At 62.3% G+C, this 15,764-nt stretch carries 12 protein-coding genes; all 12 read right to left on the minus strand.

Going from position 1 to position 15,764, the window contains the following annotated elements; translation table 11 throughout:
* Position 1: 1 nt before the first annotated feature.
* Positions 2-1,531, minus strand: coding sequence for a multiple monosaccharide ABC transporter ATP-binding protein (mmsA, locus tag EU811_RS01985; RefSeq protein ID WP_142936839.1), 1,530 nt, complete (start codon positions 1,529-1,531; stop codon positions 2-4).
* Positions 1,532-1,660: 129 nt separating this feature from the next.
* Positions 1,661-2,785, minus strand: a complete 1,125-nt coding sequence (chvE, locus tag EU811_RS01990; RefSeq protein ID WP_347877617.1) for a multiple monosaccharide ABC transporter substrate-binding protein — start codon at positions 2,783-2,785, stop codon at positions 1,661-1,663.
* 313 nt (positions 2,786-3,098) lie between these two features.
* Entirely contained in the window at positions 3,099-5,369 is a 2,271-nt protein-coding gene (locus EU811_RS01995) for a gluconokinase, GntK/IdnK-type (RefSeq protein ID WP_142936841.1), read from the minus strand.
* Positions 5,370-5,376: 7 nt separating this feature from the next.
* The gene (manD, locus tag EU811_RS02000; RefSeq protein WP_142936842.1) at positions 5,377-6,606 is read right to left on the minus strand and encodes a D-mannonate dehydratase ManD; all 1,230 of its coding nucleotides are present in this window, start codon (positions 6,604-6,606) and stop codon (positions 5,377-5,379) included.
* A 25-nt stretch (positions 6,607-6,631) separates the two neighbouring features.
* Complete coding sequence (locus tag EU811_RS02005; protein ID WP_142936843.1) at positions 6,632-7,963, minus strand: mannitol dehydrogenase family protein; 1,332 nt, start codon at positions 7,961-7,963, stop codon at positions 6,632-6,634.
* On the minus strand, positions 7,960-9,351 hold the full coding sequence (uxaC, locus tag EU811_RS02010; RefSeq protein ID WP_142936844.1) for a glucuronate isomerase: 1,392 nt from the start codon (positions 9,349-9,351) through the stop codon (positions 7,960-7,962). Before uxaC ends, EU811_RS02005 begins: the two co-directional genes overlap by 4 nt.
* A 3-nt stretch (positions 9,352-9,354) precedes the next feature.
* Complete coding sequence (locus tag EU811_RS02015) at positions 9,355-10,275, minus strand: sugar phosphate isomerase/epimerase family protein (protein WP_142936845.1); 921 nt, start codon at positions 10,273-10,275, stop codon at positions 9,355-9,357.
* A complete protein-coding gene (locus EU811_RS02020; protein WP_142936846.1) occupies positions 10,272-11,468 on the minus strand; it encodes a Gfo/Idh/MocA family protein in 1,197 nt (398 codons plus the stop codon). Before EU811_RS02020 ends, EU811_RS02015 begins: the two co-directional genes overlap by 4 nt.
* The gene (locus tag EU811_RS02025) at positions 11,465-12,313 is read right to left on the minus strand and encodes a sugar phosphate isomerase/epimerase family protein (protein ID WP_142936847.1); all 849 of its coding nucleotides are present in this window, start codon (positions 12,311-12,313) and stop codon (positions 11,465-11,467) included. The genes EU811_RS02020 and EU811_RS02025 overlap by 4 nt, the downstream gene beginning before the upstream one ends.
* A gap of 2 nt (positions 12,314-12,315) precedes the next feature.
* Positions 12,316-13,251, minus strand: coding sequence for a carbohydrate ABC transporter permease (locus EU811_RS02030; RefSeq protein ID WP_142936848.1), 936 nt, complete (start codon positions 13,249-13,251; stop codon positions 12,316-12,318).
* Positions 13,248-14,300, minus strand: coding sequence for a carbohydrate ABC transporter permease (locus EU811_RS02035; protein WP_142936849.1), 1,053 nt, complete (start codon positions 14,298-14,300; stop codon positions 13,248-13,250). The genes EU811_RS02030 and EU811_RS02035 overlap by 4 nt, the downstream gene beginning before the upstream one ends.
* Positions 14,301-14,312: 12 nt before the next feature.
* Entirely contained in the window at positions 14,313-15,671 is a 1,359-nt protein-coding gene (locus EU811_RS02040; protein ID WP_187697061.1) for an ABC transporter substrate-binding protein, read from the minus strand.
* Positions 15,672-15,764 lie beyond the last annotated feature (93 nt).

Consider the following 15,764-nt stretch of genomic DNA (forward strand, 5'->3'; position numbering starts at 1 on the left):
GCTATTCCTTCTCTTGGGTCATGAAGTGCATGAGGGTTTCCTGGGTGGCTTCGGCGATGGGGACTTCGCCGGTGATGTGGCCTGCGGACAGGGTGTAGATCCTGTCGCAAATGCCCAGGAGCTCCGGAAGCTCCGAGGAGATCACTATGACGGCTTTTCCTGCCGCTGCAAGCTCCGCGATGATGGTGTAAATCTCAAATTTGGCGCCGACGTCGATTCCACGGGTTGGCTCGTCGAGGATGAGGACGTCGGGGTCTGAGAACATCCATTTGCTCAGCACCACCTTTTGCTGGTTTCCGCCTGAGAGCTTGCCGGTGATGGCAGCAACGGAAGGAGCCTTGATGTTCATGCTCTTCCGGTAATGGTTGGCGACGGTGGTCTCTTTGTTGCCGTCCACCCAACCTCGTTTGGCCAGCTTGTTCAGTGCAGCCATGGAGATATTCCGTTTGATGTCTTCGATCAGGTTCAGGCCGTAGTGCTTCCGGTCCTCGGTGGCATAGGCGATCCCGTGGTCGATTGCGTCAGAGACAGTGGAGGTGTCGATTTCCTGGCCGTACTTGTAGACCTTGCCCGATACTGCCCGCCCGTAAGTCCGGCCGAAGACGCTCATGGCCAGCTCGGTCCGGCCGGCGCCCATGAGGCCGGCCAGGCCAACCACTTCACCCTTGCGGACGTTGAGGCTGGCGTTGTTCACCACCATGCGGGAATGGTCCTGGGGGTGCTGGACGGTCCAGTCTTCTATGCGGAGGACTTCCTCGCCGATGTTGGGGTTCCGGTCCGGGTACAGGCTCTCCAGGTCGCGTCCCACCATGCCCCGGATAATGCGTTCCTGGGTGATCTGGCCTTGGTCCAGGCGCAGGGTCTCAATGGATTTTCCATCGCGGATAATGGTGACGGCGTCAGCCACCTTGCGGATCTCATTGAGCTTGTGGCTGATGATAATGCTGGTGACGCCCTGGCCCTTGAGGTGCAGGATGAGGTCCAGCAAGTGGTCCGAGTCTTCGTCGTTCAACGCAGCGGTGGGCTCGTCCAGGATGAGGAGCTTCACCTCTTTGGACAGCGCCTTGGCGATTTCCACCAGTTGCTGCTTGCCCACGCTGATGTGCTGGATGGGGGTGACCGGGTTTTCACTGAGGCCAACACGTGCCAGCAGTTTGGCGGCTTCAAGGTTGGTCTTCCGCCAGTCCACCCAGCCGTTCCTGGCAAGCTCATTCCCGAGGTAGATGTTCTCGGCAATGGACAGGTACGGGCTCAGGGCCAGTTCCTGGTGGATGATCACGATGCCGCGCTTCTCGCTATCGGTGATGCTCGAAAATTCGCAGGGTTCGTTCTCGAAGAGGATGTCGCCGTCGAAGGTGTTGTGGGCGTAGACCCCGGACAACACTTTCATGAGGGTGGACTTCCCTGCTCCGTTCTCGCCGCAAATGGCATGAACCTCACCACGGTTGACGTCCAGGGTGACGTCCTGAAGGGCTTTTACCCCGGGGAAGGTCTTGGTGATTCCTCGCATTTGAAGAATGGGTACGTTCATCGTCAATTCCCGCTGACTGGTTGGAACTTGGCCCGGGCCGAGGACTCGGGCAGGCTCTATGGGAGGCTGTGGCCCCGCCGCACTGCGTACAGCAACACAGAGGTTTGGGGCCACAGACCGGGGACGTGATTACTTGACGTCGGCTTCCTTGTAGTAGCCCGAGTCGATCAGTTCCTTTTGGAAGTTGTCCTTGGTGATGATGACGGACTTCAGGAGGAAGGCCGGGACAACCTTGACCTTGTTGTTGTAGGTCTTGGTGTCGTTGGTCTCCGGTTCGGTGCCCTTGAGGACGGCGTCAACCATCTTCACGGCCTGTGCGCCGAGCTGGCGGGTGTCCTTGAAGATGGTGGAGTACTGCTCGCCGGCGATGATGGACTTCACGGAGCCCTTCTCCGCATCCTGGCCGGTGACTACCGGCAGGTTGCCGGTGGAGTAGCCGCCGGTGCTGGTCAGCGCGGAAATGATGCCGATGGACAGGCCGTCATACGGGGAAAGCACACCGTCCAGCTTGGTTCCGGAGCTGTAAGCGGAGGTGAGGATATCTTCCATGCGCTTCTGGGCAACAGGTGCCTGCCAGCGCAGGATGGCTGCCTGCTCGAACTTGGTCTGGCCGCTGGGAACCTTCAAGGTGCCTGCATCCATGTAGGGCTTCAGGGTGTCCATGGCACCGGTCCAGAAGAAGTTGGCGTTGTTGTCATCCGGGCTGCCCGCAAAGAGTTCTACGTTGAACGGGCCCTTGCCTTCAACTTTGTTGCCGCTGGCGTCAACCAGGCCCAGGCCGGTCAGCAAGGAAGTGGCCTGCTGAACACCCACGGTGTAGTTGTCGAAGGTGGTGTAGTAGTCAACGTTCGGCGTTCCGTTGATGAGGCGATCGTACGCGATCACCTTGACGTTCTGCTCTTTGGCCTTGGCCAGGACGTCTGTCAGGGTGGTGCCGTCGATCGCTGCGATGATGAGCGCTTTGGCACCCTTCGTCAGCATGTTCTCGATCTGGGAAACCTGTGTGGGAATGTCATCGTTGGCGAACTGGAGGTCCGTCTTGTAGCCAAGGTCCTTCAGGGACTTCTCAACGTTGGCGCCATCGGCGATCCAACGCTCGGACGTCTGGGTGGGCATCGAAATGCCAACCAGCGAATCGCTGGGATTTGCACTACTGGTGGACTCGGCCGAGCCCCCGCGACTACCGCAGCCAGTGGCTCCAACAGTCAAGGTAAGGACAACCGCTACGGCGCCCAGGAGTTTCTTCAATCTCACGATGCTCTCCTTCCGCGGCAGCATTGCCGCGAACTCTGATGCAGCCGGAGCATCTGCGCGTCCGGCACGGTGAAGCGTTATATGGTCTGCGGCCAGTTGAATGCCGCATGCCACGAATATGTAATGCGAATGCCATTGTGAACGCTAACAATACCGCTGGTCAAGTGCCGTGGATCACGAAATGATTGCAGACTAGAACCGCTCCCAAGACTCTTGACATGAAACGTTGTTAGCGTTCACAATTGGCGGTTTCACCGAATAACGCAAAAAGCCCGGCACCGCCTTGTGGGCAGTACCGGGCTAACGCCTGCTGTCAGAGGCGGGTGTCGAACGAATCGCAGAACACGTTCTGGTTGAACGTCCCCTGGAATCCGGACTCTCCCTGGATCTTTTGGATCGTTGCGCGAATGGCCTCGCGTGTTGCTGCGTGGGCGTGAATGGCGGTCTTGACCATAGGCACATCGATCAAGTGGTTCGGCTGGTTCAGTGAGACAAACACCGTGGGAACCTCCGTGGCGTACCAAGGGATCTCGGCGGCCATGGGCGAGGACCACTTGATCCGGATGGAGGCCTCCTGCGCGAAGCCCTTCACATTGGCAAAGACGAAGGCGGCGTCGTATCGCTCCGCATAGTCGCCGGTGGCTTCCTCGGACAGGACCCGCATGAAGTTCATGCCGGCCTCTCCCGCGGCCTCACGTTGCTCAGCGGTCTGGAAGACGCTGACCTCAAAACCTGCGGCTTCCAGTTCTTCCCGGACGGTATCCAGGTAAGCCAGAGGATCTGCGCGGGTGAAGTCGGCGCCCCCGGAGATGCCGTAGAGACGGATTCGCGGATGGGTCCGAGGCGTGATCGGCAGGTTGCGGGCAGTGTCCTTCACCAGCGTGACGGTCTTGTCAGCGATGTCAGCAGCTATGGCCCGGTGGGCCTCGCTGCCGATAACAGCCAAGGCTTCGGCCGCCGGAACCAACCGTTCCCGCGAAACGAGATGCAAGCCCAGGCTCGCCTTCAGGCCAAGGGTCCGCCGCAGGGCATCCTGCAAACGTCCCTCGCTGATGACCCCGGACTTGTAGCCATCCAGCATGTACCCGAAGTCCTCCTCGGGGTTCCGGAAGAACAGGAACATGTCGCAGCCCGCTGCGATGGTGGCAGGAACCAGGTCCTTGCGCTTCATGGTCTGAGTCAGGCCCACCATCAGGGACGCATCCGTCAGGACCAGCCCGTTGAACCCGAGTTCCCCACGCAAGAGGTCCTGCAACAACTCCGGCGCCAGCGTGGCAGGCAGGATGTCAGCGTCCGACAAGTCTGGCCGGAAATGCCGGGACACCTCTGGAGCACCAATATGGCCCACCATGATGGACTGCACGCCGTGCCCGATCATTTCGCGGTACACGTGCCCGTAGCTGGCGTTCCACTCGTCGTAGCCCAGGGTGTTGTAGGACGTGACCACGTGCTGGTCCCGCTCATCAATACCGTCACCGGGGAAGTGCTTCATGGCGCAGACGGTGGGTGATTCGCTGATGCCGTCGAAGTACTCTTTTGCCCGTTCCACCACTATGTCCGGGGTGTTTCCGAAGGCCCGCGTGGAGATGACCGTGTTCCGCCAGTTGTAGTGAATGTCCACAATCGGCGCGAAGGCCCAGTTGCAGCCCAGCGCAGCAGTTTCGACGCCGGCCACCTGGCCCATCTGCCGTGCAATGGTCTTGTCCGGGTGCGAGCCTGCCTGCAGGTGCGTGGAAACGAACGTGCCGTCGTCGCAACTGCCGGAGCCCCCCATTTCCGGATTGGAGGCGATCAGCAGCGGAATGCGGGTTTTGGACTGGGCGTAGCGGATGTGTTCCTGCACGGCTGCAGAGGGCCCCGGCCGGTACCGCATGCCGCCTACGTGGAAGTTCTCCAGCACGCCGTCGAGGTACTCCGGGGAGTAATCGTTGTTGTGGTTGATGAAGAGCTGGCCGATTTTCTCTTCCAGCGTCATGGAACCGATGGTGCTCTCCACCCACTCCACCGCGGCGTCGTCCAGGTTGTAGGGAGCAGCCGTCAAGTCCACCAGGTGCGGCCCGGCAGACGCAGCGGACTTGCCTGCCAGTGCGGCATGTACGTCATTCACGATGTCCTCCACAGGCAGTGCGATGTCCACAACGATCCCGGCTTCGTCGTCCGCGAGCGGTTCCAGCGTAGCCAGTTGTGAGTCCAGCAGCGAGGCCGGCATGAAGTGCCTGGGACGGGCAGTCATGCGGGCATTTAGCAACTCCCGGGTGCCGTGCAGGTGCACGAACACCACGGATGGATCGGCGCTGCGGATGATGTCCCGGTAGGAGCGCTTGAGCGCGCTGCACGCGATGACAAGAGCAGAGTTCGACGCCGGGAATCGTCTGCCGATTTCGGCCAGCCACGGTGCGCGGTCGTCGTCGTTCAGCGGAGTACCCGAGGCCATCTTGCTGATGTTCGCCTGGGGGTGCAGCGAATCGCCGTCGAGGAATCCAGCACCAAGGCGTTGGGCGAGGGCCGCACCCACGGTGCTCTTTCCGCAGCCTGCAACGCCCATCACCACAATGTGGTGGCGGGGTTGCGCTATATCAGTCATGACCTCTCTACCAGTCATGAACCGTGCCATCCACGAGGCGGTTGTACGGCAGGTAGGCCTGCTGGTACGGGAACGCGGCGGCGGCTTCTTCGTTGAATTCGACGCCGATGCCGGGTTCGTCGCCGGGGTGCAGGTAGCCGTCCTTGAAGGTCATGGACTGCTGGAAGACCTCGTTGGTCTTGTCCGAGTGCTGCATGTATTCCTGGATGCCGTAGTTGTGGATGGCCAGGCCCACGTGGAGCTGGGCGGCGAAGCCCACCGGGGAGATGTCCGTGGGGCCGTGGAAGCCGGACTTGATCTGGTACTGGGCCGCGAAGTCCATGACCTTTTTCAGCGGTGAAATGCCGCCGAAGTGGGTGGATGCAGCACGAACGTAGTCGATCAGCTGTTCTTTGATGAGGGTTTGGAAGTCGAACACGGTGTTGAAGATTTCGCCGATGGCCAGCGGGGTGGTGGTGTGCTGGCGGACCAGGCGCAGGCCTTCCTGGTTTTCGGCCGGGGTGCAGTCTTCCAGCCAGAAGAGGTCGTACGGTTCCAGGGCTTTGCCGAGCTTGGCGGCTTGGATGGGCGTCATACGGTGGTGGCCATCGTGAAGCAGCGGGATTTCCGGGCCGAACTCGTTCCGGACGGCTTCAAACACGGTGGGCAGGTGGCGCAGGTAGGCGCGGGTGTCCCAGTCCTCTTCCTGCGGGAACGCGCCACGGCCGGCGGGCTCGTAGTCATAGCGTTCGCCCGAGGCCTGCGCCTGTGCGGCCACACCGTATACGGCTTTGATGCCGGGGATGGCGGTCTGGATGCGGATGGACTTGTAGCCCAGTTCCAGGTGCTCACGAACGGAGTCGAACAGCGAGGGAATGTCAGCGCCGGACGCGTGGCCGTAGGCCCGCAAACCGTTGCGGGAAGCGCCACCCAGCAGCTGGTACACCGGCATCCCGGCGATCTTGCCCTTGATGTCCCACAGCGCCATGTCGACGGCGGCAATCGCCGCCATGGTCACGGGGCCGCGGCGCCAGTATGAGCTGCGGTAGAGGAACTGCCAGGTGTCCTCGATCCGGTGCGGATCCTTGCCGATGAGCAGCTGCGCCACGTGCTCCTTGAGGTAGGCAGCGACGGCGAGTTCACGGCCGTTGAGCGTGGCGTCACCGATGCCCGTTACACCGTCCTCCGTGGTGATGCGCAAAGTAACAAAATTACGGGACGGGCTGGTCACAAAGACTTCAGCGGCAATGATTTTCATGGTGAGGGAGTCCTTCCGACGGGGTCTAAGCGTGCGACGTAGTGGCAGCAAACGAATCCAGCTGCCCGTGGATTTGCGAAACAGCGGCAGCGTCGTTCGCCAGATCAGTGCTGATGAGCTCTAACAACACAGCGGTGCGGTGTTCGCCGTCGAGCGATTTCGCATCCTGTATCTCAGCGGCCAGCGGGTCGTGGAGCTCGGCAGTGGAGGACACGTACGCGAGCCAGGCAGCGATCATCCGGGCTGCGCCATCGCCGGAACGTCCCGCAGCGCGTTCGGCGGCCAAGACGGGCAAGGCACGCATGCGCAGCTTGGTGGTTCCGTCCATGGCGATCTGGGTCAGGTGGTGGGCGATCCTGGAGTTTCCGAAACGTTCCAACAAGGCCTCTCGATACGCTGGGATGTCCAGCGCATCATCGGAGAGGTGCCGGGCAGCTTCGTCCCAGAATGCTTCCACAGCGTCCAGGCAGAGGTCATCGGCCAGCGCTTCCGCCACGGTGGAATGGCCCCGCAGCAGCCCTGCGTAGGCCAGGATCGAATGCGAGCCATTGAGCAACCAGAGCTTCCGATTCTCGAACGGCTCAATGTGGTCCACGAACATAGCCCCGGCGTCTTCCCATTGGGGCCGCCCGGCCGGGAAGTTCCCGCTGAGGATCCAGTTGTGGAACGGCTCGGTGACCACTACTGCCTGGTCCCGGTAGCCGCAGGAGGCCGCAACGACGTCGAGGTCCGCCTGCGTTGTCCGCGGCGTGATGCGGTCCACGGAGGTGCTGACAAAGCTGACATTGGCGTCGATCCACGCGGCCAGTCCGCCGTCCTTGGCACGCGCCAAGGAGCCAACCGCTTGCCTCGCCACGTCGCCGTTCTCTGCAAGGTTGTCACAACTGACGACGGCGATAGGCCCGCTTTCGGCGTCCCTGCGGGCGGCGAGAGCCGTCACCAAACGAGCCAACGGCGTCGAACCTTCAGCGCTGCCGGCTATATCCGCCGCATAGGCAGATTCAGTGATGGTCAGCGTAATCACTGCCGTGGTAGGTGCGGCCACAAGCTCGGTCAACCGTCCGACGTCGGCACCATCTACGGCCTCAACAATGCTGCCAACTACTTCAAAGGAGTCGCCGCCGCCCGACCGTTCCACCACCGTGAACACGCCGTCCTGTTCTGCCAGGACATCGGCAGCATCCGGACGGCGGCCGGTGAACGCCGCGATCCCCCACTCCCCCGCGTCACCAGCGTGCTGCGTATACCACGCCTGGTGGGAGCGGTGAAAGGCACCCAAGCCGAGATGGACCATGCGGATGGGCGGCTTGGGCCGGGTTCCGCGGCTGAGCAGCGGAAGCCCTTGGTCCCCGGTCATAGTTTGAAAACCCTTCGCGGTGAGGAATCCACGACGTCGACGATCAACTCGTGCGCGCGGTCTTCCGTGACGCGGTGCTCGGCTACAAGGCGCGCTAGGAAGGAGGCTTCAATCCTGCGGGAGGCGTCATGGCGTGCGGGGATGGAGCAGAAGGCGCGGGTGTCATCGATGAAACCCGAGGACCGCGAGAAGCCGGCGGTCTCCGTAACTGCTGAGCGGAAGCGCAGCATGGCGTCGGGTGCATCGAGGAACCACCACGGCGCGCCGATGTAGACGGATGGGTAGAAGCCGGCCAGGGGCGCGAGTTCACGCGAGAAGACAGTCTCGTCGAGGGTGAAGAGCACCAGGTGGAAATCCTTGGCCGTGCCGAAGTCCTGCAGCAACGGACGGATGGCCTCGGTGTAGTTCACGGCGAACGGAATGTCGTGGCCGGTGTCTGCCCCGAATGCCTCGAACGTGGGCTGATGGTGGTTGCGGTACGAGCCTGGGTGGATGGTCATGACCAAGCCGTCCTCCACGGACATCCTGGCCATCTGGTACATCATGTGGGCTTCGAACACGTCGCGGTCATGGGTTGTCGCCTGGCCGGAACGGGCTTTCTCGAACAAAGCTTCCGCGTCGGCCTCGTCCAGCTTGATGGTGGCCGGGGTTCGGACACCGTGATCCGCGGAGACCGCTCCATGGTCCACGAAGTAGCGGCGACGATTCTCCAACGCGGTGAGGTACCCCCGGTAGCCGCTGCCGCCGTCGGACGCCTCGGAGATGATCCGCTCCACGTTGGCGGCCCACTGCGGGTGCGCGATGTTGATGTAAGCATCCGGCCGGAACGTGGGAAGCACCCGGCTGTGGAACGAGGGATCCTCGGCGAGTGCACGGTGGCTATCCAGGTTGTCCAAGGGGTCATCAGTGGTGGCAAGGACTTCGATGTTGAAATCCTTGAACAGCTCGCGCGGACGGAATCCAGGTTCCGCGAGTTTGGCAGAGATCGAATCGAAGCTGGCATCGGCCTCCTCCGCGCTGAGTTCGCCGCGCCAGCCGAAAACTGACTCGAATTGGGTTCGCAGCCAGTACCCGGACGCGGTGCCGTCGAACAGGGGCCATGCCGTGCAGAAATGCCGCCAGATCTCGCGGGGTGTGGCGTTGCCTGGCTGGAGTTTGTCCAACCCGACTCCCGAGGCATGGATGAGGCGCGTGACGTAGTGGTCCGGAGTGACCAGCAGGGCAGCAGGATCGGGGAACGGGGTGTTCTGCTCGATGACTGCAGCATCCACATGGCCGTGCGGCGAAATGATGGGCAGGTCCTGGACGCGCTGCAGCAGTTCGCGGGCGATGCCGCGGGTGCCTGGATCTGCCGGCAGCAGGCGGTCGGGATGGGTGGCGAGGGACATGGCTCAGCCTTTCGAGACGAAGTCGGCGTGGCCGGCAACGGCAAGTCCGGCGAGGGATGCGGCGCGGCGCAGGAAGTCCAGGTTTCCGGCCGTCCGCTCGGCGAGGGGAACGTCAGTGGAGAAGTCCTCCACGGTCACCCAGTCGTCGTAGCCCGCGTCGGCGAGCGCCTTGAAGTAGGTCATTACGTTGCCAATTCCTGCTTCGAGGGGCGCCCATTCGCTGGCCCAGACGGCACCGCCGGCGGGATCGCGCTGGTCTGTGAGAACCCATCGGGCGTTCTTCACGTGGACGTGGGCAAGGTAAGGGCCGAGCAACTGGAGCGCGGGTAGCGGCGACTCCCAGCCTTCGATCAGGAGGTTTCCGAGGTCATGAATAACGCCTACATGCTGCGGATCGAGGCCTTCCAGGAGCCTGCGCGCCGATGACGCCGATGCGGTCACCGTTCCGTGATGCAGTTCCACCAGCGCTTTGACACCGTGGTGGGCTGCCCGCTCCGCAACCCATTCGTAGTGTTTCCGGGTGGCGTCGAACAGTTCGGGGTAGGACAGGCCCGTCGGTTCCTCGCCGCCCATGGTGGAGTTGCCCAGCGGAAGGACATTGACGCGGACTTGCCTGGCACCCAAAGCGGCCGTCGCCGCGAGGACGCGATCCACGTCGTCGTGGTTGTCGCAGCGGGCGTAGCCGCCCAAGCCTGAGAACTCCAGGCCGGCGTCGGCGGTGATCCGCGCGATGTCCGGGAGTGATTCCTCAAGTCCGGTCAGGGGCCACGTGGCCTTGTTCCCTGCCCAGAAGCCTGGTTCAGGGGCGTCGGACTGGTCCGTGACCCGCCATTCGATGCCGTGCCATCCTTGGGCTGACAGTTCCGTTGCCGCTTCCTGGGGAGTCCACTCCGGGGTCGAGGCTGTGAAAACAGAGAACTTCATGCCGTGACCTCCTCAAGCCGTCCATTGCCGGTCTGTACCTGGACGTCGTTGTATTTGCCTGCAGTGACGTCGGAGATGAGGACCGGGTGGCCCAACGTGGCCGAGACGTACAGCGCGCGGACGGTGGCGAGGGCGGTAACGGCGTCCTTGATGGTGACGCCGGCGGGCCGTCCGGTCCGGATGGCCTCCACAACGTCGCGGTACTGGCGAATGTGCCCGGCCGGGTAGAGGGTTGGATCCAGGTTGGTCCGGGTGGCCGGTTCAGCGAACCTGGCGAGTTCGGATTCGGCCTGGTTGCTTGCGCCCGGGAGGCCCATGGGTCCGCTTTGGGTCTCTTCGTCCGAGGCGGCTGCATGGAAGTACTCGAGGTTGTCGTTGTCGATCACGGCAGAACCCTTGCTGCCCATAACCTGCAGCCGGACGGTTAGGCCCGGGTACGCGGCTGTGGTGGCGTGGAGCACGGCAAGGGCACCGGATTCGAAGGTGATGGTGGCAACGGCGGTGTCTTCCACCTCAACATCCGTGTGCGCCAAAAGAGCGGTCTTGGCACTGATTTCCAGCGGACGGCCAAGGAACCACAGCAACAGATCCACGGTGTGGACGCCCTGGTTCATCACAGCTCCCCCACCGTCCATTGCCCACGTTCCACGCCAAGCGCCGGAATCGTAGTAGCCCTGGCTGCGGTACCAGCTCACGGAGGCGATGGCTGACGTGAGGCGCCCAAAGCGCCCGGCACGGCGGGCCTCGTCCACCACGATGCTCGCGGGATCGAAACGGTGCTGGCTGATGACGCTCGCAACGAGTCCTTTGGCTTCCGCCGTTTTGGCAGCGGCGAGGATCTCGTCCGCGCGGTCCAGGTTTACGTCCAACGGCTTTTCGATGACCACGTGTTTGCCGGCATCAAGCACCTCAAGGGCTTGCTGGATGTGCAGTCCGCTGGGGGTAGCGATGATGACGAGGTCGACGTCGGCGCCTGCGAACGCTTCGGCCAGGCTTCGGAAGGTGGCCGGGCGGGCGGCGCCGTTGTCCTCGATGTGCCGGGCCAGTCCTTCGGCGGCTTCGGCGATTTCATCTACCAGCGCGGTGACGCGAAGGTCGGCAATCTCCCCGACGGATGCCGCGTGGGTGCGTCCGATGGTTCCGCATCCGGCGATGGCTACGTTGAGGACAGTTGTGGGGGTTTGCTTGCTCACTTGGTTTCAACTCCTGCTTCGTTCACGACTTTGGCAAAGGCGCGGGCTGCCATCCCGAATGCGGTTGGGCCTGAGAAGCCGCCCAGACCGTGAGCGCCGGCCAAGTGGGGTTCCAGGCTCGCGAATCCTACGAAGCCATCGGCTTTCAACGCCTCCACCGTGCGGAGGAGATCGCCGTCGCCTTCACCGGCGGGGACTACGACGCCGTCCGCGAACCGTGCGTCCTTGACCTGCAGGTACTCGAGGTGGGGACGGAGCTTGGCGTAGCCTTCGTCGAACGGTTTGATGCCCACCTGAACGAAGTTGGCCGGATCCCAGGCCACTTTCAGTGCCGGTGAGGCCACGGATTCGATGATGTCCAGAACGCGATCGGGGGTGTCTCCGAAGATGTCCTTTTCGTTTTCGTGAAGGAGCACAACTCCGGTCTCTTCGGCCACTCCTGCCAAGGCACGCATCCGCTCAATGACGTCATCGCGGATGCTGTCTACTGCGACGCCCTCGCCGTAGTAGAAGGAGAAGATGCGGATGTAGCGGGCCCCCAGGACCTGGGCTGCGTTGGCGGCACGGCGAAGGCGCTCCACCTCGTGTTCCACGGGAAGTGTGACATCAACCTTGCCGATGGGCGAGGCGATGGCAGAGACTCCCATGCCCGCCTTGTCCAGGAGATTCTTCAGCTCTGCCAATTGCTCCGGTGCGAGGTCCACAATGTTGGTTCCCCATGCGCTGCGGACCTCGATGTGGTTCGCGCCCAGGGCCTGGAGCACCGCAATCTGCAGTACCGGGTCGTCGTCGATTTCGTCTCCGAAGCCCGAAAGCGTCCACTCAACTGTTGCTGAACCGGTCATTGCTATTTGACTCCTCCGGCGGTGAGACCGCCCACTAGGTAACGTTGGAAAATCAGGTAGAGAATCACTACTGGTGCCGCGCAGACGAGTGATGCCGCCATCATCTGGCCGTACAGCGGGATGGCGCCGCCTTCCTGCGAAGCTCCGAAGATCTGCAGTGCCACAGCAGCTGTTTGGCTGTCCGGCCGGGTCATCACGGAGGCAAAGAGGACATCGTTCCAGCCGAGCAGGAACGCGAAGATTCCCGAGACCACGATTCCAGGCCAGCTGAGGGGCAGGATGATGCGGACCAGGACGCCAAGGTTGCTGGCGCCGTCGATCCTTGCAGCCTCTTCCAGTTCGCGGGGCAAGCCGCGCAGATAGGTGACCATCACCCAGGTTGAGAACGGCATCGCGAACGTCAGGTAGGTAATGAAGAGGCCCCACTGGGTTCCGATGACCTGGACACCCAGGTAGCTCGCGGCTGATGAGAAAAGGACGAACACCGGCAGAACCATCAGCGTGCCAGGCACTGACTGCAGCGCCAGGAGGCTCCGCAGAATGGTGAGCCGTCCGCGGAACTGGTACCTCACCAGGACGTACGCGATGGAAACGGACATGGCCGCTGACACCACAGCGGTGGCTCCGGCTACGAGCACGCTGTTGGCCAGGCCCTTGGCCAAGCCAACGCTGGACCAGATCTTGGTGTAGTTCTCCAGGGAGAACGTGGATGGCCAGAATTCGCCGTTGGCTACGCCGATGTCAGAATTCACCGATGCCAGGAAGATGTAGGCGACCGGGATCAGCACAATGGCGCTGAGTACCGTCAGGATGATCGCCAGCATGGGGCCGGGCAGGAGGCGTGTCACTTCATGCTGCCGTTTGGAGCCGGGCCGGAACGTAGTCCCGGCCGAACCCCGGCGGGCGGTGCCGCGGACGGAGGTGGTTGATGCGCTCACTTCTTGCCTCCCGGCGTCTCGGCGTCGTCAAGTTTGACGGCGCGCAGGTAGATGAACAGCGGAATGGCGATCAGCACCAGGGACACAAAGGCCATGGCGGCGCTGAGGCCGAACCGGAAGCTCTGGAAGCTGGTGACGTAGGTGAGGATCGGAAGCACTTCGACGGCGGTCGGGGCCGGCACGCCGAACAGCACGAACGGGAGCGTGAAGTTATTGATGTGATGCAGCATGCCGATCAGGAAAGCCAGCGCGAGCGGGCCCTTGAGGTAGGGGAAGATGACGTACCGCAGCTTGTTCCACCACAGCGCACCGTCCAGGGCCGAAGCCTCATGAACCTCATGGTCAACGGACTGCAGGCCGGACAGGGCCAGCAGGTAGATGAACGGCCAGGAGGCCCAGATTTGGACCAAGATGAGTGTCCAATAGGTCTGGGGCCCGTTGAGCCACAGCCCGCCGTCCATGCCGAACACGCCCAGCGCCGAATCCACTACACCGTCCGGCTGGAACATGGTCCGCCACACCGTGGCCACCACGAAGGATGGAAGGACGTAGGGGATCAGGAAGATGGAGCGAACCAGCGCCCGGCCCTTGAAGGCGTTCTGCGTGGCCACGGCAGCAGCGATGCCCATTGGCAAGGTAATCACCATGGCGATCAGCGAGTAGCTGACACTCAGCCACACCGAATGGAGCAGCGGCGAATCGGTCAGTGCCTCTACAAAGTTGTCGATTCCAACGAAGGGTGCGCTGACCCACTTGCGCAGGGTGTACTGGTCCAGGTTGAGGGCCGACATGTAGATGCCCAGAAACAACGGAATCACAATGATGACGAACATCAGGAGTCCGCCGGGGATCAGCATCCACAGTGGACGGTTGCGCTCGCTCAAACCCTTGCGGCGGACGGGTTTCCTGCCGCGTCCGGCAGGCTGGAGGGTTCCTGTGCCTGCCACCGGTGACGTACCGGCGTCGGACGCTGTGCCGGTCCGGTCCGGCTGCCCTTCGGCAGCCGGGCCCGTTGCGGCCTTCATTTCCCTGAAGGAATCAGTGGACATGGGAGATCCTGCCTAGGACTTCGCGGCCCGGTCGAGGGACGCTTGCCCCTTGGACTGTGCGTCCTTGAGTCGTGACTCCAGAGCCGAGTTGTCCACGGAACCGTTGGCAAGGTCCGGGATGGACTGGACGGTGACGTTCAGGAGTCCGAGCTGGATGTCGCCCCAGGCGCCGGTGAACGGTGTTGCCTTGGACTTGCCCGCGGCGTTGGCGATTGGCTGAAGTTTCGGGTCGGTCAGGGCGGCGAGCGCCTCCGCATTTGCAGGGAGTTCGCCGAAGATCTTCTGGTAGTTCAGCTGCTCGTCCTTGGACGTGATGAGCTCGATGTAAGCGAAGGCCAGGTCCTTTTGCTGCGAGTAGTCGGCAACCACAACGTTGTCACCGGAGAGGATGCTGGCAGCTTTGTCGCCGTCGCCCTTGGGAGCTGTTTCACCCGGCGCTGTGGTGGGCATGACGGAGTAGGCGTACTTGCCGGCGATGGCTGATTTGTCCAACGTGGGGACGGAGCTGGAAGTAGTCATCATCAAGTAGCCGGCTTTGCCCGATGCGAACGCCGCTACGGCGTTGCTGTTGCTCCAACCGATGGCTGCGGGATCCACTACTTTGTCCTTGGTGAGCCAGCCGAAGTAGGTCTCGTAAGCCTTCTTGACGGTGGGATCGTCCATCTTGAGCTTGTCTCCGTCCACAAGCGGGTTCCCGGCTTGAACGGACATGGCCCAAATGAACTTCCACGGGTCAAAGTTGTCCTTGTACCCGGTGGCCAGGCCATAAGTCCCGGCGCCGGCATTGGTCATCTTTTTGGCCTGTTCGGCGAGTTCGTCCCACGTTGTCGCCGGCTTCTCGATGCCCGCGGCGGCGAGGAGGTCCTTGTTGTACGCCATGACGAACGGGCGGCTGACGAACGGAATGCCGGCCATGTGATCGGCGTCCGGGCCGGATATGCCCAAGGCGGCCTGGTTGAAGCGGTCCTTTCCTCCGACCTTTTTCCAGTCGTCCTCGGAGAGAGTCACGAATGCTTTGGTGGCGTAGGCCGTGGGGGTAAAGGTTGTGCCCAGGCTGTAAACGTCCGGGCCCTGGCCGGACACCACTGATGTTTGGATTCGGGTTAGTTCGTCGTTTGCAGATGCGAAAGTTTCAAATTCAATGTCCGCGCCCGTCTTAGCTTTGAACTTGGCGGCAATGTCCTTGAACCATTCCTTCTGCTGCTCTGGGTACTGATTGTTGACCCCGGTGAGGACACTCAACTTCTTCCCGGCGCCGTCCACGGCACCTCCTGTGCTGTCCGAACTGCTGCCGCTTCCCCCGCAGGCGGTCAAAGCCAAGGCGGCCGTTGCCAGAACGGCGGCCAGCTTTGCTGATGGTGCAAACCTCATTGTTTCCTCCTTGATTACCAAGCCCGCAGGTGGTGGTGGCGTGCGTCACAGGGGCTTCGATGTTGAGTTTAGGGAGTTGGCAAACAAAGCGGC

Source organism: Arthrobacter sp. TS-15 (assembly GCF_006964045.1).
Taxonomy (GTDB): Bacteria; Actinomycetota; Actinomycetes; order Actinomycetales; family Micrococcaceae; genus Arthrobacter.